The following is a 21310-nucleotide window of genomic DNA, read 5'->3' on the forward strand; positions in this document are numbered from 1 at the left end:
AAAGGCGGTGTAATTGTTACATTAAGAAACCACCACCAAGCAAGTCGTTTCCTTCGTAAAACACTGCCGATTGGCCCGGAGCAACACCCGATACGTTATGCAGGAAGTCTACTTTCATATGGTCGCCCATTTGCTGAATCACACTTTCGGCACCCGCATCTTTATAGCGGATTTTGGTAACCGCTTCTAAAGGTTGGTGTATGTTTTCGTATTTAATAAGGTTAAGATTCTTAACCCAGGCTTGTTTACGTTCTAATTCGTTTTGCGTACCTAGTACCACGGTATTGGTAGCAGGCTCAATACGGGTAACAAACATTGGTTGACCCAATGCAATGCCTAAGCCCTTGCGCTGGCCGATAGTATAAAAAGGGTAGCCCTGATGTTTGCCAACTACAGTACCGTCTTCTAAAACAAAGTTTCCGCCGCCTACACGTTCGTCCAGGTCTTCAACCTTGTGGCGTAAAAATGCACGGTAGTCGTTGTCAGGCACAAAACAAATTTCGTAGCTCTCGCTTTTATGCGCCAATTCTAATTGGCCCATATCCAAAGCCATCTGACGAATCTCGGCCTTTGTAAAACTACCTAACGGGAATTTGGTGCGAGCCAGGTTTTGTTGCGATACACCCCAAAGCACGTAAGACTGATCTTTGTTTTCGTCGCGGCCTTTTGATATTACGTAACGGCCGTTATCATGCTGACGGATATTTGCATAGTGGCCCGTAGCAATAAATTCGCAATCGAGTTTATCGGCACGTTTCAGTAGAGCATCCCATTTAATATGGGTGTTACATAAAACGCATGGGTTAGGGGTACGGCCGGCAAGATATTCGTCAACAAAATTGTCGATCACAAAATCACCAAACTCGTTGCGGATGTCCAATATATAATGAGGGAAGCCATAGCCAACAGCTAAAGCGCGGGCATCATTAATACTATCCAGACTGCAACAGCCAGTTTCTTTGCTGCTACCGCCAGATGAGGCATAATCCCAGGTTTTCATGGTAAGCCCGATAACTTCGTAGCCCTGTTCATGCAACATCACCGATGCTACCGAACTATCAACTCCACCACTCATGGCTACTAAAATTCTTCCGTGCTTACTCATAATAATAAAGTGCAAAAGTAAGGGTTTTAAAACGCAATAGTACTATCACACCGTCAGTATGAGGTAAAAACGTATTAATGTAAAGTTGACGTTTAATTAGTTCGGTTGGCTTATTTAGGAAGAATTTTATATAAAAAAGGGTGTTTTTCACCCTTGACTGGTAAAAAAACGAATATTAAAATTCACTTAAACTTCACTATTTGGTTACAATGTTTGTAAGAAAAACAGATATACCGAGGTGCTTTATACAAAGCAGTTTCGAAAATGTTTAATTTATTACAAAAATGATTTTATCTATTGTTGCGTGTTTGCCATGCCAATATATTTGAAATAAGACCTCCAAATAAATGAAAACTATTGTTTCACTAACTATCGAACAAAAACTGCAGTACATCATACTGGCAACCATTGTTTGCGTTGCCGTGGTTCATTACTTCGTATAAGTAATGTTGCAATAAAAATTACTAAGGTGTCCACCCTAATGGACGCCTTTTTTTATGATGCAAGTTTCGATACTCTCTACGTAAAAAATTAAGTATTTGTTTAGATAAGTTTTAATATTGTAAAAATTAAAACCGATTTTAAATGAATACTCCCGACCAAAATTTTGAAGCTTTAGGACTCGAATTGCCACCCGCACCTTCACCCCTTGGTGTTTACAAACCCTGTTTGGTTGATGGCAAATATCTATACCTGTCGGGCCATGGAACCGTGCAGAATGACGGTAGCCTCATAATAGGTCGCGTGGGTGAAGATATGGATATGGAAGAGGCCAAATTAGCCGCGCAACAAGTAGGCTTAGCTATGCTGGCAACCATCAAGAAAAATATCGGCAGTTTTGACAAGGTAAAACGGGTAATTAAAGTATTGGGTATGGTTAATTGCGTGCCCGAGTTTGAAAGGCACCCTTACGTTATAAACGGTTGCAGCGAGCTGTTTGCCAAAGTTTGGGGCACCGAGAATGGCATAGGTGTTCGGAGCGCGGTAGGCATGGGCTCATTACCAGATAATATCCCTGTTGAAGTGGAAGCTCTATTTGAATTAGCATAATTACTTATGCCTCAATGAATTGGTACGAAGTTAAGGACGTAGATCAGCTGGATTCGCCGGCGTTGGTGGTTTATCCGGACAGGGTGAGGCATAACATCGCGTTGGCAATAAATATGGCTGGCGATGTTTCGCGCTTGCGGCCGCATATTAAAACGCATAAGAATAAGCATGCCGCCCTGCTTCAGATAGAAGCGGGGATCAGTAAATTTAAGTGCGCCACAATTGCGGAAGCAGAAATACTGGGCATGTGTAAGGCGCCAGACGTTTTGCTTGCCTATCAGCCGGTTGGCCCCAAACTGAAGCGGTTTATAAGTATCATAGAGAAATATCCGGACACGCAGTATGCATGTTTGGTTGATAACCTTGCGGAAGCGGAAGCTATTTCGGTTGAAGCCTTGGTGCATGATATACAAATACCAGTTTATGTAGATCTGAACGTCGGCATGAACCGAACGGGGATTGCTCCGGGTGAGAAGGCTCAAAACCTTTATTTAACTGCTAATACGTTAAAAGGAGTAAAACCTGTAGGCCTCCATGCTTACGATGGCCATATCCACGAAGCGGATCTCGATATGCGGAACATGAAAAGTGAAGTCATCATTGCAGCCGTTAGAAAGTTGCAGGCTGATATTGTGAACGCTGGGGCAGATAAACCCGTTGTCATCGCAGGTGGCTCGCCAACGTTTCCGTTTTATGCAGCTCAGCCCGATGTAGAATGCAGTCCCGGTACTTTTGTTTATTGGGATGCCGGTTACCAGGAAGCTTTTGCAGAGCAACAATTTTTGCCGGCAGCTTTGGTGGTTACCCGGGTAGTGTCTTTGCCCGATGAAACGAAAGTTTGTTTGGATTTGGGGCATAAATCGGTGGCATCAGAAAGTCCGTTGGACAAGCGTGTACGTTTCTTAAATGCAGCCGGGTTAGCACCTGTAAGCCAAAGCGAGGAGCATCTGGTGATGGAAGCGGGTGCGGGGCATCATTACAAACCGGGCGATGTGCTATACGGCGTACCATATCACATTTGCCCAACAGTGGCCGTTTACGAACGTGCTATCACCATCGAAAATAATCAGATAACAGGCGAGTGGCTCAACGAAGCCCGCGACCGTAAAATAACCGTTTAATGTTTGTAGTAGACGCCCACCTCGACTTGAGTATGAACGCCATGGAATGGAACCGCGATTTGCGGCTGCCCGTTTCGGCCATTAACAAACGTGAGCAAGGTTTAGCCGATAAACCAGATCGTGCCAAGGCAACCGTGTCACTACCCGAGTTGCGGAAAGGCAACATTGGCTTGGTAGTAGCTACGCAGATAGCTCGCTTTGTGGCTCCCGGAAATAACCTTCCCGGTTGGCACTCACCGCAACAGGCCTGGGCGCAAACGCAGGGGCAGGTGGCTTGGTATAAAGCCATGGAAGCCGCCGGTGAAATGGTGCAGGTAAACAACCTCGAAACCCTTGAAGACCACGTAATGCTTTGGAACGATGGCCAACCAAACGAGCATAAACCCATCGGATATATCCTGAGTTTGGAAGGTGCCGATTCTATAATCGATGTTAGCTATCTCGAAACGGCCTGGCGCTATGGACTGCGTGCGGTTGGCCCTGCGCATTATGGGCCAGGCAGGTACGCGCAAGGTACAGATGCCACAGGTTTTATGGGCGAATCCGGCCATGCTTTGCTAAGGGAAATGGAAAGGCTTAACATCATCCTCGATGCTACGCACTTGTGCGACGATAGCTTTTGGGAAGCTTTAGACCATTTCAACGGCCATGTTTGGGCCAGCCACAATAACTGCCGGGCATTGGTTAACCATAACCGCCAATACAGCGACGAACAGATTAAGGCGCTTATTAGCAGGGGCGCAGTTATAGGGGCTGCATTAGATGCCTGGATGATGGTGCCTAATTGGGTTAGGGGGGTATCTACACCTCAGGGCATGAATTGCAATCTCGAAGTGGCCGTAAATCATATCGATCATATTTGCCAGTTGGCAGGTAACACACTCCACGTAGGTATGGGAACCGACCTCGATGGCGCGTTTGGCCGCGAGCAGTGCCCGTATGATCTGGAAGATATTAGCGACCTGCAGAAATTTATCGCATTGTTCGAAAAACGGGGATATAGCCATGCCGACATCCAGAATATGATGCACGGAAACTGGCTTCGGTTTTTACGAAAAGCCTGGGCTTAAACAAGCCGCCGGGTGGTGCATGGTGCAAAGTTCCACATGCACCACTGTGTTCCTACTTAAAAGTCATTTTTTAAGATTGTCGTTATCTATCTATTTGGTAGTTAGTAAGATAATTGTAATTGGTTATTCTGGTAAAACTGGTCGTGCACCAGTTTTAGAGACTTAAAAGTCATTTTCGGTGTCAATGTTCTGCCAGTAGAAAATTTTGTTATGGCCTGATTCTCTCTTTTGCTGACGGAGGAAGAATCTTCTTTATTAGAAAAGTATAGCTTAGAAGACTCTTCACTGTCGTTCAGAATGACAAGAAGTTTAAAGACCTCCTTTATAAATAACCCATTTTCTTCAGGTACGCAGCCCAAACTACATAAGCCTCTGGTTTAAGGTGCAACCCCTCAATAGTGTATTTACTATCCAGACGGCCTTCGCTATTCAAAAATAAGGAGTGGATGTTTACAAAGGTGTATTTGCCAACAGTAGCATTAGCTTTAAGCAATTTGTTAACGCTGATCACATGCTCCTGCTTATCGTAATGTTGAGGGAAACGATCGTGGGTTGGGTCGAGGGGTAAAATGCTTTGTACGTAGATTTGGGTAGCAGGACTTTGCGCGTGGATGATGTTCACAATCTTGAGGTAATTGTCGGCAATTACCGCATCCGGAATATCTTTGCCTATGTCATTAATACCCAGTAAGATGAATAACTTTGACGGTTTTCTGCGCACAATATCATTCAGCCTTTTCAATACGCCGAAGGTGATATCACCTCCGATACCTCTGTTTACAATGGTAGTATCATTCAGTACCTTTTTCCAGTCGCCCATTTCGGTAATACTGTTGCCGAGGAAAATTACGTGGCCGGTGGTAACAGGTTCCTTCGCAAAAACGTCCAGGCGCTGTTGGGTATGTTCGGGAATAAAGGGGATGGTATCGAACACATTTTGGTTGGTAACTTTAGTCTGCGCACTTGCCAGCATAGGCAAAAGCAAAAGAATTAACACGTATTTCATAACTCGTTTATAAATTGCGACACAATATACATACTACTATTATCGAAAACCAATGCTTATGAAGTGTATTCCAAAAATCGTTTTCATGGCCCTTTTATTTATTTGTGTAGGCCAATTGGCTAATGCACAGAAAATTATTGTAGCCACCTTTAACCTGAGATACGATAACCCGCGCGATACCGGCAATCTTTGGGTAAACCGTAAACAGGCTGCCACCGATCTCATCCGTTTTCACGAATTCGATTTATTCGGTACGCAGGAAGGGTTATTAAATCAACTGAACGATATTAACACTGCCCTGCCCGAATACAGCCGTTATGGTGCGGGCCGCGACGATGGCAAGGATGCGGGTGAACACTCGGCCATATTTTATAAAACAGATCGGTTTAAGTTATTGGATAAAGGCGATTTCTGGCTTTCACAAACACCCGAAAAACCTTCTTTAGGCTGGGATGCCACCTGCTGCAACCGCATCTGTACCTGGGTTTATTTGCAGGATAAACAGTCGGGTAAAAAGTTCTGGTACTTTAATGTTCATTACGATCACCAGGGTGTGGTAGCCCGCGAAGAAAGCAGCAAGCTTATTCTGCAAAAAATAAAGACAATAGCAGGCAACGGAATGGTATTATTAACCGGCGATTTCAACGGCGATTACACCACCGTCTGCTATCAACGCATCGCCAATTCGGGCGTATTGAAAGACACGCATGGGGAGGCAAAACACGCGTACGACAATAACACGTCATTTAACGATTTCGGTAAGCAACTGCAGGACAAAGAGATCATCGACCATATTTTCACCACCAAACAATTTACTGTTAAACGCTGGGGGATTTTGACAGATAGCTATCACGGCAAGTACCCGTCAGATCATTTTCCGGTTATGGCGGAGTTGAGTTATTAGGTACCTAACCATTCCGATGGCAGTCGGGATGGTAACGGAAGGAGGGCTTTTAACTTTACAAATAACACACCCCATGAATGGCAGTGCACATTGCATTGTCAGTGCTTCCCCTCTCGAGAGAGAATTTGTGGTGCGGTGAAAAATATCGGTGGCTTTAATTGGGGGGGCACTTTTCGCTAAAGAAAATTTCAGACCCCCAACGTTGTCATCGCACCAGTTAAACCTTATAAAGTCTTCAACTTCTGCATAAAAGGCTTAAACGCAGGTAGCAGGTCGCTAAATAATGGGTTGTCACGGTTTTTGAGCATTACCTCGCTAAACAATTTTAATCCAAGGGCAAATTCCGCTGCCGCGGCAGGGTCGTTAAATGGATCCTTTTGTTGGATGCGTTCTATAATGCCGAAGATCTCGTCGTGGTTTTCAAAGCTAATGTCTATTGGCGTTTTATCGCCGGGGTCGCCGTTAGCGTATGATATTTGGGTTAGTACTAAATTGTATTTATTTGCTCGTGTAGCCATGTCGTTTTTTGTTTATATCATAACGTCCCGGTCCGGGCTTTTAATACAATTTCAGCTACTGAATATTCCTGCTTTTGGTCGGTGTTGTCACCGTACCAGTCTATTGAATCCCGAGCATCTGCTTAATCCAGATAGGGATCAAACGCTTACGATCTTCAATCAAGCGGTTAAATTGTTCGTTATCTATCGTATTTGATTTAATAACTACCTCACGGCTAAAGAAAGGGAAAATGGTCATACTCATAATATTCATCATAATATGCACATGGTCAAAATCAAAATTGCCTTCTGCCTTAAGATCCAGTATCTGTTTGGCAAAAACAGACTTTTGCATGTTCAGGATATTGGTAACCATAGACGATTGTATGGCCCCAGACATTACCTCATTCACCATAAATAAGGGGAAGTCGAGGTTCTGACTAATCATATCAATATAATGCCTTACAAGTAATTCTATTTTTTCGGACAGGGTAGTGGATGGATTGTTAACCACGGGCTGTATCTGATCAAACAGCTGTTGTACTGTCTCGGTCATGATTAACTCGAACAATTTCTCCTTGCTGCGGAAATAGTAATTAACCAGCGAAAGGTTAATATCGGCCTCGGCAGAAATATCGCGCACTGTTGTAGCCGCAAAGCCTTTGCGCGTAAATACAGCCTTGGCTGCTGCCTTAATCTTATCTTCCGTGCTGATCTCTACTGTCGAACTCATCATTATCGTAATTATCTCCCAAATTTATGATTTGTGGAGATAATTACGGCTTTAAGTTTAATGCGTGTCTGCCACGGCTTTCATCTTTTTAAATGGAGCCAGGTAAAGCAACGGAATACTAAAGAGCATCATAATACCCACTATCCAGTAAGCATCATTATAAGTAAGCAACATGCTTTGTTTTACTACGGTACCCTCAATTGCTCCGTAAGCCATGCGCGTAGCGTCAGTGGCGCTTTTACCTTTCCCTATAAAGTTTTGTACCAAACCATTAAAGCGTTGCACAAAGTAGGGGTTATAAGCATTGATATTAGTAAGCAAATTGCTGCGGTGCACTGCCTGGCGGATGTGAATTAGGGTAGTTAAACCTGCTATACCGAACGACCCGCCTAATTGGCGCATCATGTTGTTTAAGCCAGCACCCTGGCCAATTTCGGCTCCTTTTAAGCCCCCGATGGCAAGGGTAGTAAGCGGTACGAACAACAAGGCCAAGGCCGCACCCCGAATAGCCAGCGGCCAGAAGAAATCGCCACTACCGATGTTTAGCGTTGAATTGCTTAGCATTAACGAAAATATGAAGAACAAGATCATACCGCCGGTTGCCAATATCTGGGCAGGTACTCCCTTGTTGAGCATAACACCCATTAGCGGCATAATAATAATGGTAACCACGCCACCCGGCAATAGGATAAGCCCGGTTTGCTGTGCCGAAAAACCAAGTAAGCTCTGTGCAAATACCGGGAAGATAAAGGTAGAACCATACAAACCTAATCCTAACACAAAGGAAGTAACCATCCCCGCCGAAAAGCTGCGGTGACGCATGATCTTGAAGTTTACAATAGGGTGATCTGTGCTAAGCTCGCGCCAGATAAACAACAGCGTGCCGAATACGGCCAATACTGTTAATACAATAATGTAACCGGTAGAGAACCAATCTTCGTCTTCGCCTTTTTCTAAAATGGTTTGCAGACTGCCTACAGCTACAGCCAATAAGCCAATGCCCCACCAGTCTATGGGCTTGTCGCGGCCATCTCTAGGTGTTTCGGGTACAAACATGTACGTAAAGGTGGCTGCGAGTGCGCCAACGGGCAGGTTTACGTAAAATATCCATGGCCACGAGAAATTATCAGTAATATAACCACCGATAGTAGGGCCCAAAGTAGGGCCTACAACTGCGCCCAAACCAAATAAAGCCGTGGCTGTACCCACCTGGTCGCGCGGCCAGGTGTCTAATAATATGGATTGAGCAGTAGAAAGCAAACCGCCACCCGCTATGCCTTGCAGTATGCGGAAGCTTACCAGTTCTGTTAATGTATGCGCGTTACCACATAAAAAAGAGGCAACAGTGAAAATGACTATTGAAGCCAGAAAATAATTCTTTCGCCCAAAGAAACTACCCAGCCAGCCCGACATAGGTAATATAATAACGTTAGCCACGCTATACCCCGTTACTATCCAGGCAGCGTCTGTTAACGTTGCCCCTAAATTCCCCTGAATTTGCGGTATAGATACGTTTACAATGGTGGTATCAATAAGCTCCAGCAAGGAAGCTGTGATAACTGTGATGGTGATAATCCACTTTTTGAAGCCTGTTTCAGCCATGATTTGATCTGTTAATAATAAATTGAACAGTTGTTTAAAACTGTGTGTCAAAATTATTAATCATTTGATTAAATCAGTTGTTTAAATTGATTGTTTGAAATAAGTTGACAGTTGCGTGAGAAATGCAGTTCAACAAAAAAGCCCTTTGATGTATCAAAGGGCTTCAGCAATAGGGATATGTTTTTTTACAGGTCGTCCCTGTCTTTTAATGCCTTAACCATTTCGTCACTCAGCGGGTCGCTGTACACACCGTAACTGTTTACCAATACGCCTTTAGTTTCACCGTCGATAGATGAAATGGCGTAAACCACAGCTTCGTCGTCGGGATTGGTGTCTCCTTCAAAACGGAAATGCCTGTCCACTACAAATTGTTCCGGATGCAATTTTACTTCATTACCCGCGCACGAAATACAATTTTCGGTCAGGTTAAAATCTTCGGTGTAGCCTTCGGTTCGTAATTTTTCAATAATTTCCGAAAGGGTGGTCATAGAACTCATAGCGATAGTTTTTTATAGTTGAAAATGTATAATGCAAGATACGCTTAATTGTTTTCTATTGTAAAAACTGAAATGCAAATATGAGATAACGCGGTAAAATGAAGATGCGATTTGCGCCTGGGAGGTGATTTGGAGAGGAGCAATGAGCCGGCGAAAGGCAGGGGGAATAATGTTATACAAATACCCGGTTTTTGGCCGGGTATTTTTTAGGGACAAAGGGTTAGGCGCTCTTTTCTTTCCGCAGAAAGCGGCTAACCACTTCAATAAAAACTTCTACTTCGTGTTGCAGGCCGTTAATGCCCTGCTTGTAAAACTCCGACAATGTATTTTCACTGTTGCGTTGTGGCTTTTGACGGTAGCAAAGCAATATGGCATTGTCTGTACTCGAGTGGATTACAATCTCTTCTTCATTGTTCCAGCCTAAAAGATCGAGTGCTTTGATTAATTCGTGTCGTTTACGATTAAGTACATTTAGGGCGAACGCATTGCTTTCGCTATACGCGTATGAACTCAAATTTTTGATCCGCTCCAGGAGCTCTTCGAGCAACCCTAACAGGTGCTTGGGGTCAGGAAAATAATTCATAGATGTTTAGATAAAAATGTCCAATAACAACGCTTTTAAGTCTACTAAAATTGTATGGTTCTACGTAATCTTAATGTAATTGGTTTCGTTTATTTATTAATATTTTCTTTGATGGAAATATATCTAACAGTAAATCAATGTTATGTAAACTATAAAGCACAATATAGCCCCTCACCAATAGTGCGTTAAATCAAAAAATACAAAAAAATTACAATTGAAACGGCGTTTTTAGCCTGGATTTAGGCTCGATCAGTCTACTTTACCAGTTGCTCAAAATTGCTGCTGGCCTTAGCATATTCGCTAAGTAGCTTAAACTGATTTCTCGCCCGTTTAAGGTTATGGCCCTCGTATTTGGCTCCGTAGTAACTGTCGTTATTCAGAAAGTCGGTCAGGAAACGGAGAGCTTGCATGTAGATCATCATTTGGCCAGAGAAATTAAAGTTTTTCAGTTCGGCAGGGATTAGTATGCTGCCCATTTCCGAAAGGTAGCCATGGCAAATGGCACTAAATATTTCCGGCCGGATATATACCTGCTCCAGGTCGGTTTCTTCTTCATTAGCAGGCGAAAGGTAGGTGCGCATCATGTCGCCAACATCACTTAAATAATAGCCGGGCATAATGGTGTCAGGGTCTATTACGCACAAGCCGTTTTGCTCGTCGTCGAACAACACGTTGCTGATTTTAGTATCGTGATGGATAACCCGTAATGGGATCGCCTGATCAGCAATTAATTGGTTATATACTTGTACAATGTGCTCAAATTCATGCGCTTGTTCTATTTCTGCGGATGCCTGTTTCTGGCGTAAGCTATCTGCGTTTTCGCAGGCTGCAATAAATTGCTGATAACGCAGGTTGAGGTTATGAAAATCGGGAAGGGTATATTTTAGCCTGCTGGCATCAAAATCTTTTAGTAGGGCTGTAAACTTGCCAAACTGCTTTGCTGCTTCAAAAGCCTGCTTCTCGTCGCCAATAACGTCAACCGTGTGCGAGCCTTCCACGAAAGGGAACAGCCTGTAAATATTACCCAATGGCGATTGCATCAAGGTATCGCCTTTTAAGGTTGGTAGCGGCGCTACAAAAAGGTAGCTGGGGTGAGTTTGGTTAAAGTAGTCCTGCAGTTGCTTTAAGTTGCAGACAATATCAGCTGGCGCCTTAAATACCTGGGTGTTAACCTGCTGCAAAATATACTGCTTTCCATTGCCAGATACTTTGTACGTATGGTTAATGAGGCCCGAACCAAATGGTTCTACAATGTATTGGGTTGGATTAAGGCCAAAGCCGGCTAAAATGTAATTGAGCATAAAAGGCAGGATTGTATACCAAACATACTAATACGACTTCAAAATTGGTGTGAACATTTTGTGAATTTTAATGATTTATAAGGCCGAATCATTATTTTGCCGCCGCGTTCCCATCAATCAATTACGTTTTTCGATAATACAACAACAGCTACAAAATGGAAAGAAGAGAGTTTATTAAACAAAGTTCGATAGCGGCGGCCGGTTTTGCCATACTACCTACCGGAAGCCTTTTTGCTGCCAATAAGGACAAAATTAAACTGGGCTATATCGGCGTTGGCGAGCGTGGCCGTAACCATATTGCCGAAGGTTTGCTGCGCGACGATGTTGAAATAGCTGCCATTTGCGATATTCAGGAATCATCGCTGCAGTTGTGCCGCGAACAGATTAAGGCATCGGGCAAAGCCATGCCGCAGGAGTATACCGGTGGGCTGGATGCCTATAAAAAACTGTTGGATCGTAAAGATATTGATGCCGTAATTATTGCCACGCCATGGCAGTTTCATCACCCGCAGTCTATCGATGCCATGAACGCCGGTAAGTACGTGGGCTGCGAAGTAATTGCGGGCCTAAGTATGGAAGATCATTGGGATATTGTTAACACCTCTGAAAAAACCGGTATGCCCTACATGACGTTAGAAAATGTTTGCTACCGTCGCGATGTTATGGCTGTGCTTAATATGGTTAGGCAAGGCCTGTTTGGCGAACTGGTGCACGTAGAAGGCGGCTACCAGCACAACCTGCGCGATGTTTTGTTTAACGATGGTAAGCACGTTTATGGCTATGGTGTGGAATTTGGGCCTAATGCACTGAGCGAAGCTCAGTGGCGTACCCAATTTAATATAGATCGCGATGCCGATATTTACCCAACTCATGGTGCAGGGCCAGCTATGCATTATGTAGATATTAACTATGGCAACCGCTTTACCAGCCTGGTATCTTTCAGTTCGAAAGCAAGGGGACTGGCTGCTTATGTTGAAGAAATGGCGCCCGGTAATAAAAATGCCAAGATCAATTATAAAAATGGCGATGTAACTACCACCATGATCAATTGTGCTAATGGCGAAACCGTATTGCTTTCGCACGATACGCATTTGCCAAGGCCTTACTCGTTAGGCTTTAGGGTGCAGGGTACAAAAGGTATCTGGATGGATGTGGCCAAGAGTGTTTACATCGAACATCAATCGAAAAAGAACGACGTTTGGGATCCTGTTGCCGACTGGTTTACCAAGTACGACCACCCGCTTTGGAAAAAGTACGAAAGCAAAGCTGAAGGCGCAGGGCACGGTGGTATGGATTGGTTTGTATTTAATGCTTTTGTTGAATCCGTGAAGCAAAAGAAACAAACGCCGATAGATGTCTATGATTCGGTTACCATGAGCGCTATCACGCCCTTGTCCGAAAAATCTATCAAAGAGGGTAATATGCCTCAACAATTCCCGGATTTTACGAAAGGCAAATGGAAAAACCGCAAGAATACCTTCGCGCTTGACGATAGCGGTTTTTAAGACAGAAGACTATATATTTAACAAAGCCCGGTGCCCTAACACCGGGCTTTGTCGTTTCACATCAAAATGTGCAACATTCTGGTGATTGTGAAAGTATGCAGGCTGGTGGTTAAGTGTCTAAATTAGCTTCAAGGGCACAACTAATTAGAATCCGAAAGTGCGCCGAATACTCCAAAAATTAACATTGGCTCACTTGTATGGTAAATTTAAATCGCCTAGCTTTAAATAAATCACCTGCTAACCACATGAAATTCAGCCTTATACTGCTATCCCTCTTTTTATTTTGTATACCTATATTCGCCCAGCAAACAGATATTGCCGGGGTTGATAAGGACACCATCACCAACTATTCTGCCTATAAGCGCTCCATCGGCTTTTCGGGTTTACTGCAAACCCGGTTTGTTAATTCACTCACCAGCGATGTGGATGTTAACGGCAAAAATTTCAACGAAAACTCGGATAGCAAGATCACCAATACCTTTCTGCTTAAACGTGTACGTTTTATGGTGAAGGGTACAGTTAACGACCACTTTTCGGCCAATCTGATGTTCAACTTTGCCGAGTTTAGCAGTAACCCAACCAACAAGGTTTTAGAGAACGCCTACGTTAAATACACGCTTAATAAACATTTAAACGTGCAGGCGGGGCAATTCAGGCCGTTTTTCGGTATTGAAGACGCCATGCCTGTAGATGTGATCCGTACGCTCGATTATTCCAACCAATACTATGCATTCGGTGCAAGTGGCTGGCAAAGTTTCCAGGTGGGTCTATCCATTTTTGGCGACATAACCGGCGAAGGGCAATTGCCGGTTAGATATTACGCCGGCGTTTATAATGGCAACAACCGTAACCAACCTGTCGATAACGACAATCAGAAGAATGTATATGGCCGGCTCGAGGCCACTATAGGTAAAACGATGATAGTGGGTATTAACGGAGCTTTCGGCAGCCAGGGCAATGGTGGGGGCGACGCCTGGGGGGCAGATGTGATAGGTAAGGCAAAAATCAGTACCAACTGGCAGTTCCTTTTCGGCACAGAGTATAAAAACGGTACAAATCTGGCACTTTACAATACCTATACCGTTCCGCGGCCTCCATTGTCGCAGGTACGGATGCAGGGCATTTATGTGTTCCCTATTATGCGCTACTCGTTTAATATGCCGAGGGTACGGGCTATTGAGTTTTCGTCGCGATATGAGTATCTCAATGAAAATTACAAGTTCGATAGCAATCCGCATCAAACCATTATCCCCAACGTATCCCTCGTATTTGCCGACGATTTTTACGCCGTGGTACAGATGGGCGTTTCTATCGATATGTATAAAAACGATATCCCTTTAACAACCACATACTCGCACAACCTCGGGTACCTGCAATTACAGGTGCGCTTTTAATATAAAAACCTTTAACTATGAAAGAGATTAACCTGCGTTCGTTGGCCATTACAGCGGTAATTGGGTTAATAATCTGGTTTATTCCGGCTCCCGAAGGGGTGAAACCCAATGCTTGGCACTTGCTGGCCATATTTGCTGCAACCATTATCGGTATTATTTTAAAAGCCGCTTCTATGGGCACCATGGCCATGATTGGTATTACGTTGTGTGCCGTTACGCAGGTGCTGGCACCCGGTAGTCCTTCAAAATCCATCGCCAATGCATTAAGTGGTTTTGGCAACTCTACGATATGGCTTATTGGGCTGGCCTTTTTTATTGCGCGCGGGTTTATTAAAACAGGTTTGGGTACGCGGCTGGCCTACAATTTTATCCGCATCTTCGGCAAAAGCTCGTTAGGGCTGGCTTATGGCCTTAATACTGCCGATCTGATCTTGGCACCTGCAATTCCCAGTAACACAGCAAGGGCAGGAGGTGTGATATTCCCCATTATGAAATCTATTGCGGTTAACATGGGTTCTGAACCCGAAAAGCCCGAAACCCATCGCAAAATAGGCGCCTTTTTAACGCTGAGCAGCTACAATGCCAACATGATTACCTCGGTGATATTTTTAACCGCTACCGCAAGCAATCCCATGGCGCAAAAATTTGCTAAAGATCTCGGCATCACCATAACCTGGAGTAGCTGGTTTATGGCAGCAGCAGTGCCCGGCCTGGTTTGCTTTTTATTAGCACCGTTATTCCTCTACAAATTTTATCCACCCGAACTCAAAAAAACCGGCGATGCACCTGCTATGGCTGCTGTGAAATTGAAAGAAATGGGCGCCGTGACGGTGCAAGAATGGTTAATGGTGGCCACCTTTATCATTCTGCTGGTGCTGTGGATTTTCGGTAACCTGTTCGCAGTTGATGCCACAACCGGCGCTTTAATAGGCCTTTGTATTTTATTACTCTGCGGCGTGTTAACCTGGGAGGATGTAAAATCTGAAAAAGGGGCTTGGGATACTATCGTTTGGTTTTCGTCATTGGTAATGATGGGGTCGTACCTCAACTCGCTAGGTTTTATTGGTTGGTTTGGCCATTTGGTGGGGGCAAAAATGTCGCACATGAGCTGGCAAACGGCATTTCCGATTATCATACTGGTTTATTCTTATTGCCATTACATGTTTGCCAGTGCAACCGCACAGGCGGCAGCTATGTATTCGGTGTTTTTGGCGGTAGGTATTTCGGTAGGTGTTCCGGGAACTATGCTGGCTGTATTTTTAGGGGCCTGCGCCACGTTAATGGGTTCGCTCACCCACTACGGCCACGGACCAGCGCCTATATTTTTTGGAAGCACTTATGTGGATATGAAAGACTGGTGGAAACAGGGATTCTTTATCAGCGTACTGTTCCTGCTTATTTGGTTTGTTGTGGGTGGTTTATGGTGGAAGGTAATCGGTTTATGGTAACATATAGCTAAACAGCTTTCCAAAATTTATGAAAAATAATATCTACTTATGAAGACAAATTCGCTACAATATAAACTCTGGATGTCGGGCACCGGGCTTTTTCTGTGCTTCTTCCTGGTAATTCATTTGCTGGGTAACCTGCAACTGTTTTTGCCGCCGGATAGGGCACGCGAGCAATTTAACTGGTATTCGCATTTGTTGGCCGGCAATATCATCATCGAAATTATAGCCTATGTTTTGTATGCATCCATCATCGGTCATACCGTTTATGCCATTATACTTACCGTCAAGAAATCAAAGGCTAACGGCACTAAATATGTGTACGATAAGCGCGGAGTATCCAGCGTATGGTACAGCCGAAACATGGGTTTGCTGGGTACTATCATCTTCCTGTTTCTTATTATCCATTTTAAAGATTTTTGGTATCAGTACAAGTTTACCAACCTGCCGCTTGATGCTAAGGGAAATAAGGACTTGTACACCATTGTAGAAAAAGCCTATCAGCAACTATGGTATGTTTTGGTATACGAAGTTGCCCTTATAGCCCTCGGTTTCCATTTGCTGCACGGCTTTTTTAGCGCGGCACGTACGCTGGGTGTGTTCCATCCCAAATATGTTAGATGGGTAAAGGTAGTGGGCTGGGTGTATACCACGGTTATTATACTGGGCTTTATGGCAATGCCTGTTTATGTTTACTTAAATAGCTTGTAATGATGTTAGATGCAAAAATTCCGGCTGGTGACTTGGCCGATAAGTGGGATAAGTATAAAGAACACGCCAAGCTGGTTAACCCGGCTAATCGTAAAAAGCTGGATGTTATTGTGGTAGGCACGGGGTTAGCCGGCGCATCGTGCGCGGCTTCATTGGCCGAGCAGGGTTATAGCGTAAAATCATTTTGCTTTCAAGATAGTTCGCGCAGGGCCCATTCTGTAGCCGCACAGGGTGGCGTAAATGCAGCCAAGAATTATAAGAACGATGGCGACAGCGTGTACCGGATGTTTTACGATACCATTAAGGGAGGTGATTTCCGCTCGCGAGAGGCTAATGTATACCGGTTAGCGCAATGCTCTGCTCAATTAATAGATCAGGCTGTGGCACAGGGCGTGCCTTTTGCAAGAGAGTATGGCGGGTATTTAAATAACCGATCTTTTGGTGGGGTACAGGTGTCGCGCACGTTTTATGCCAGGGGACAAACGGGTCAGCAACTTTTGTTAGGCGCATATCAGGCACTGATGCGACAGGAAAGCCTGGGTAAAGTAAAAACCTACACCCGGCACGAAATGCTCGAACTCGTAGTGGTTGATGGTAAAGCCAAAGGCATTATCGCCCGAGATTTACTTACCGGGCAGATTGAGCGCCACGCCGCTAACGCAGTAGTGCTGGCTACGGGTGGGTATGGCAAGGTTTATTACCTGTCTACGCTGGCTATGGGTTGTAATAGCTCGGCTATATGGCGGGCGCATAAAAAGGGGGCATTTATGTCGGGGGTAAGCTGGATCCAGTTTCATCCAACCTGTTTACCGCAACTTGGCGAGCATCAGTCTAAACTAACGCTGATGTCCGAATCTTTGCGTAACGATGGCCGCATCTGGGTGCCAAAAAAGGCGAGCGACGAGCGCGAACCCAAAGACATTCCGGAAGAAGAACGCGATTATTACCTCGAACGCAAATACCCAGCATTTGGTAACCTTTCGCCAAGGGATATCTCCTCCCGCGCTGCCAAAGAACGTATTGACGCAGGTTGCGGAGTTGGGGCGATGAAGAATGCCGTATGCCTCGATTTCTCTAAAGCCATTAAAGAGCAGGGTAAAGAAAAGATCAAAGAAAAGTATAGTAACCTGTTTACCATGTACGAGAAGATCAACGGCATTAATGCTTACGAACAGCCTATGCTAATCTCGCCCGCGGCGCACTTTACTATGGGCGGCCTCTGGGTAGATTATCAATTAATGACCACCATCCCCGGTCTGTTTGCCTTAGGTGAAGCTAACTTTGCAGACCATGGCGCTAACCGATTAGGGGCAAACTCCTTATTGCAGGCCTGTGTTGATGGCTATTTTGTTGCCCCGTATACTATACCTAATTACCTGGCAGATGAATTGAAGGCTGAAAAGGTGACCACAGATCACCCGGCGTTTGAAGAAGCAGAACAAGTTGTTAAGGCACAATTGGACCGATTCCTGCAAAGCAAAGGAACGTTGTCAGCTGATTATTTTCATAAGACACTAGGTAAACTCCTTTACGATAAATGTGGCTTGTCGCGTAGCAAAGAAAGCCTGACACAAGCCATAACGGATATCAAACAGTTGCGCGAATCGTTTAAAAATGATCTTAAGATAACGGGTGACGGCACCGTAAACAGCGAATTGGAAAAGGCCGGCCGCGTGACTGATTATCTCGAATTAGGAGAACTAATGTGCTATGATGCGCTAACAAGAGAAGAATCATGCGGGGCACACTTCAGAGAGGAATATCAGACACCAGACGGTGAGGCCGTGCGTAACGACCAGGATTTTTGCTTTGTATCTGCCTGGGAATGGAAGGGCAGTGGAGCAGAAGAGGAACTGCACAAAGAGCCGTTGGTTTTTGAAAATGTTGAACTTGCTGTACGGAGCTATAAATAACCTAACACTAAAACGATTTGACAATGAGATTGAAGTTGAAGATATGGCGTCAGGAAGCAGCTACCCAACCGGGAGCAATGGTTGATTACATGCTCGATGATGTATCGGAGCACATGTCGTTTCTGGAGATGATAGACCTGCTGAATGAGACTCTGGTGGGTAAAGGCGAGCGCGTAGTTGAGTTCGATCATGATTGCCGCGAGGGTATCTGCGGCCAGTGTGGTATGATGATCAACGGGCGGGCACATGGGCCGCTACCTAATACAACTACCTGCCAGCTGCATATGCGCAGTTTTAAAGATGGTGACACGATCTACATCGAACCTTTCAGGGCAGCCGCATTTCCAATAGTGCGCGATTTAAAAATAGATCGTAGCGGATTTGACCGTGTTATACAGGCAGGCGGGTTTATATCTGCTTCGACGGGACAACCGCCGGAGGCTAACAGCATCCTGATATCGCATGATGTAACCGAAGCAGCCTTTGACGCCGCAGCATGTATTGGCTGTGGTGCATGTGTGGCTACCTGTAAAAACTCAAGTGCAGCTTTGTTCACCTCTGCTAAAATAACCCATTTGGCTTTGCTGCCTCAAGGCAAACTGGAAGCTGCGGACAGGGTGGTAAACATGGTAGATCAGATGGAAGCAGAAGGTTTTGGGCATTGCTCTAACACAGAAGCCTGCGAGGTAGAGTGCCCGCAATCTATTTCGGTGCTACATATTGCCCGCATGAATTTTGAATATAATAAAGCCCTGGTGATGAAACCATAACTTAAAAATTAGCATGCCTTATTTACAATTAGAAGTAACCAAAACCTATCCAACTGCTGTTAAGCAGGAATTAGCCAAGCAGATGGGAGAGATCTACGCCCGGATAATGAACGCAAGTGTTAAGCGTATAACCGTAACCATCCGTGAGCTGGGCGAAGGCAGCGTTTGGCGTTGCAGCGAAGGCGAGCCTTACCCAGCCGCAATATTGATGTGCGACATCAGAGCTGGCCGATCTGTAGAAGTAAGAACAGAGCTATCAAAGGCCCTCGTCGCGGTGATTAATGAATTGCTCCAACTGGAAGTTAATGCCCTCAATATCGAATTTACCCAGCACACCGGCGACGAGATGTATCATCAGTGGATGGGCAGTTTCAGCAACGATTGGTCGCCCGATGAAATGGTGTAATTATAAGTTGCCTTTCTTTAATTCGTCCGCGGCAAAATCAACTGCACGGGCAGTAAGTGCCATATAAGTTAACGATGGGTTTTGGCTTGCCGACGAAGTCATACAACTGCCATCGGTAATAAATACGTTTTTGACGGCGTGTACCTGGTTGTTGCCATTCAACACCGAAGTTTTCGGATCGCGGCCCATGCGGGCTGTTCCCATTTCATGTACAGTAGAACCGCCTGGTTTGCCATAGTTAAAGGTATCGATATCCTTAAATCCGGCAGCATCCAGCATTTCGCCAGAGGTTTTGCGGATATCCGCCATCATCTTATTCTCATTGTCGCGGAAAGAAAAATCGATATTGATAATAGGCAATCCCCATTTATCTTTTTTATCGCTCAGGCTTATCTGGTTATCATGATAGGGTAAACATTCGCCCCAACCGGCCATCCAAACTGTCCATGGGCCAGGATGCGTAAGTTTCTTCTTAAAGTCGGCACCAAAGCCGGTAATGCCAATCGGGTCGCGCCATTCGGCGCGTTCGCCGTGGCCTTGTATGTTGTAGCCGCGGGTATAATCCAGTCCGTCGCCCGGTTTCAAGTTGCGGAAACGCGGGATCAGGAACCCGCACGGCCTGCGGCCCTTGTAGTAAAATTCTTTATAACCACTATGCACACCATGCGCCCCTGCAGATGAGTGGTGATCCATCAGGTTATGGCCAACTTCGCCGCTATCATTACCAAAGCCGTTAGGGAAACGGTGTGATTTTGAATTAAGCAATAATCCCGCGGTAGCAATGGTAGATGCATTTAAGAAAACCACTTTAGCATGGTATTCAAAATGTTCATTACTTAGCGTATCAATAATGCGTACACCCTTGGCGCGTTGCTTTTGCTCATCATACACTACATCAGCCACAACAGAGTAGGGCCTGATGGTGAGGTTACCGGTTGCCATAGCTGCGGGTATGGTTGAGCTATTGCTGCTAAAATAACCACCAAAAGGGCACCCGCGCGAGCAGAGATTACGGTTCATACATGGGCCTCGGTTGTCCCAGCCACGGCTCAGGTTGGCTACGCGGGCAATGGTAAGCAGGCGGTCGTGGCCGCTTTTGCGCAGGGTATCGTCTAAATGTTTTTCAATGCAGTTAAGCTCCATAGCGGGCAGGTACTCGCCATCGGGTAATTGCGACAGGTTTTCTTTTTGACCGCTTACGCCTATGTAACGTTCTACATACGCATACCAAGGGGCAATATCTTTATAGCGAATAGGCCAGTCTACAGCAATACCTTCTTTAGCGTTAGCTTCAAAGTCAAGGTCGCTCAGGCGGTAACATTGCCTTCCCCAGGTTAACGAACGGCCACCCATGTGGTAGCCTCTGTACCATTCGAATGGTTTTTGCTGAATGTAGGGGTGTTCTGTATCATTTACAAAAAAATGCGCATTGCCCTGGTCTGTTCCTCCCGACTGTATCGGGCTTTCTTTAACAAATTGTGGGGTATTGTTAAGCCTGTATTCAAAATCCCAGGGATTGAGGCTGGCTGTGGGATAATCTTTAATGTGTTCTACGTTGCGGCCACGCTCCAGCAGTAGGGTTTTTAATCCTTTTTTGCAGAGTTCCATAGCTGCCCAACCACCACTAATGCCCGAGCCAACTACAATTGCATCATAAGTTGCGTTAGCCTCTGAAGTACCTGTTGTAAACATAA

General features: G+C 45.0%; 20 protein-coding genes. 11 read left to right on the forward strand and 9 right to left on the reverse strand.

Going from position 1 to position 21310, the window contains the following annotated elements:
- Positions 1-16: 16 nt before the first annotated feature.
- Positions 17-1105, reverse strand: coding sequence for a tRNA 2-thiouridine(34) synthase MnmA (mnmA, locus tag GSY63_RS12610; protein WP_166586157.1), 1089 nt, complete (start codon positions 1103-1105; stop codon positions 17-19).
- A gap of 585 nt (positions 1106-1690) precedes the next feature.
- Here mnmA and GSY63_RS12615 point away from each other — a divergent pair.
- From GSY63_RS12615 to GSY63_RS12625, 3 genes are read left to right on the forward strand one after another with little or no spacing between them, the layout of a single operon-like run.
- Entirely contained in the window at positions 1691-2155 is a 465-nt protein-coding gene (locus GSY63_RS12615) for a RidA family protein (protein ID WP_166586158.1), read from the forward strand.
- A 14-nt stretch (positions 2156-2169) separates the two neighbouring features.
- Positions 2170-3276: a D-TA family PLP-dependent enzyme gene (locus tag GSY63_RS12620; RefSeq protein ID WP_166586159.1), complete on the forward strand. Its 1107-nt coding sequence runs from the start codon at positions 2170-2172 to the stop codon at positions 3274-3276.
- On the forward strand, positions 3276-4346 hold the full coding sequence (locus GSY63_RS12625; RefSeq protein WP_166586160.1) for a dipeptidase: 1071 nt from the start codon (positions 3276-3278) through the stop codon (positions 4344-4346). The genes GSY63_RS12620 and GSY63_RS12625 overlap by 1 nt, the downstream gene beginning before the upstream one ends.
- Positions 4347-4668: 322 nt before the next feature.
- Here GSY63_RS12625 and GSY63_RS12630 read toward each other — a convergent pair whose 3' ends face one another.
- On the reverse strand, positions 4669-5352 hold the full coding sequence (locus tag GSY63_RS12630; protein ID WP_166586161.1) for a GDSL-type esterase/lipase family protein: 684 nt from the start codon (positions 5350-5352) through the stop codon (positions 4669-4671).
- Between the two features lie 85 nt (positions 5353-5437).
- On the opposite strand from GSY63_RS12630, the gene GSY63_RS12635 reads away from it, so the two are divergent.
- Positions 5438-6256, forward strand: coding sequence for an endonuclease/exonuclease/phosphatase family protein (locus GSY63_RS12635; protein ID WP_243749216.1), 819 nt, complete (start codon positions 5438-5440; stop codon positions 6254-6256).
- A gap of 224 nt (positions 6257-6480) precedes the next feature.
- Here GSY63_RS12635 and GSY63_RS12640 read toward each other — a convergent pair whose 3' ends face one another.
- From GSY63_RS12640 to GSY63_RS12665, 6 genes are all read right to left on the reverse strand, one after another.
- Positions 6481-6774, reverse strand: coding sequence for a DUF3861 domain-containing protein (locus GSY63_RS12640; protein WP_166586163.1), 294 nt, complete (start codon positions 6772-6774; stop codon positions 6481-6483).
- Between the two features lie 100 nt (positions 6775-6874).
- On the reverse strand, positions 6875-7489 hold the full coding sequence (locus tag GSY63_RS12645) for a TetR/AcrR family transcriptional regulator (protein ID WP_166586164.1): 615 nt from the start codon (positions 7487-7489) through the stop codon (positions 6875-6877).
- 54 nt (positions 7490-7543) lie between these two features.
- Positions 7544-9088, reverse strand: coding sequence for a DHA2 family efflux MFS transporter permease subunit (locus GSY63_RS12650; protein WP_166586165.1), 1545 nt, complete (start codon positions 9086-9088; stop codon positions 7544-7546).
- A gap of 185 nt (positions 9089-9273) precedes the next feature.
- Positions 9274-9585 (reverse strand): phosphoribosylpyrophosphate synthetase, encoded by a 312-nt coding sequence (locus tag GSY63_RS12655; protein ID WP_166586166.1) that lies wholly within the window; start codon positions 9583-9585, stop codon positions 9274-9276.
- Positions 9586-9805: 220 nt separating this feature from the next.
- Positions 9806-10168: a hypothetical protein gene (locus GSY63_RS12660; RefSeq protein WP_166586167.1), complete on the reverse strand. Its 363-nt coding sequence runs from the start codon at positions 10166-10168 to the stop codon at positions 9806-9808.
- Between the two features lie 254 nt (positions 10169-10422).
- A complete protein-coding gene (locus GSY63_RS12665) occupies positions 10423-11469 on the reverse strand; it encodes a phosphotransferase enzyme family protein (protein WP_166586168.1) in 1047 nt (348 codons plus the stop codon).
- A 155-nt stretch (positions 11470-11624) separates the two neighbouring features.
- Between GSY63_RS12665 and GSY63_RS12670 the strand changes: the two genes are divergently transcribed.
- From GSY63_RS12670 to GSY63_RS12700, 7 genes are all read left to right on the forward strand, one after another.
- A complete protein-coding gene (locus GSY63_RS12670) occupies positions 11625-12974 on the forward strand; it encodes a Gfo/Idh/MocA family protein (protein WP_166586169.1) in 1350 nt (449 codons plus the stop codon).
- 245 nt (positions 12975-13219) lie between these two features.
- A complete protein-coding gene (locus GSY63_RS12675; RefSeq protein ID WP_166586170.1) occupies positions 13220-14368 on the forward strand; it encodes a porin in 1149 nt (382 codons plus the stop codon).
- A 17-nt stretch (positions 14369-14385) separates the two neighbouring features.
- Positions 14386-15816 (forward strand): anion permease, encoded by a 1431-nt coding sequence (locus GSY63_RS12680; RefSeq protein WP_166586171.1) that lies wholly within the window; start codon positions 14386-14388, stop codon positions 15814-15816.
- A gap of 48 nt (positions 15817-15864) precedes the next feature.
- Positions 15865-16527 carry a succinate dehydrogenase cytochrome b subunit gene (locus tag GSY63_RS12685; protein ID WP_166586172.1) on the forward strand — a complete coding sequence of 221 codons (663 nt, stop codon included), beginning with the start codon at positions 15865-15867 and terminating at the stop codon, positions 16525-16527.
- Positions 16527-18440 carry a fumarate reductase/succinate dehydrogenase flavoprotein subunit gene (locus GSY63_RS12690; RefSeq protein ID WP_166586173.1) on the forward strand — a complete coding sequence of 638 codons (1914 nt, stop codon included), beginning with the start codon at positions 16527-16529 and terminating at the stop codon, positions 18438-18440. Before GSY63_RS12685 ends, GSY63_RS12690 begins: the two co-directional genes overlap by 1 nt.
- A gap of 23 nt (positions 18441-18463) precedes the next feature.
- Positions 18464-19210, forward strand: coding sequence for a succinate dehydrogenase/fumarate reductase iron-sulfur subunit (locus GSY63_RS12695; RefSeq protein WP_166586174.1), 747 nt, complete (start codon positions 18464-18466; stop codon positions 19208-19210).
- A gap of 13 nt (positions 19211-19223) precedes the next feature.
- Complete coding sequence (locus tag GSY63_RS12700; protein WP_166586175.1) at positions 19224-19616, forward strand: tautomerase; 393 nt, start codon at positions 19224-19226, stop codon at positions 19614-19616.
- Here the strand turns inward: GSY63_RS12700 and GSY63_RS12705 are convergent, their stop codons facing one another.
- Complete coding sequence (locus tag GSY63_RS12705) at positions 19617-21308, reverse strand: GMC oxidoreductase (protein WP_166586176.1); 1692 nt, start codon at positions 21306-21308, stop codon at positions 19617-19619. It lies immediately after the preceding gene.
- Between the last annotated feature and the right edge of the window lie 2 nt (positions 21309-21310).

The organism is Mucilaginibacter agri (assembly GCF_009928685.1).
GTDB lineage: Bacteria > Bacteroidota > Bacteroidia > Sphingobacteriales > Sphingobacteriaceae > Mucilaginibacter > Mucilaginibacter agri.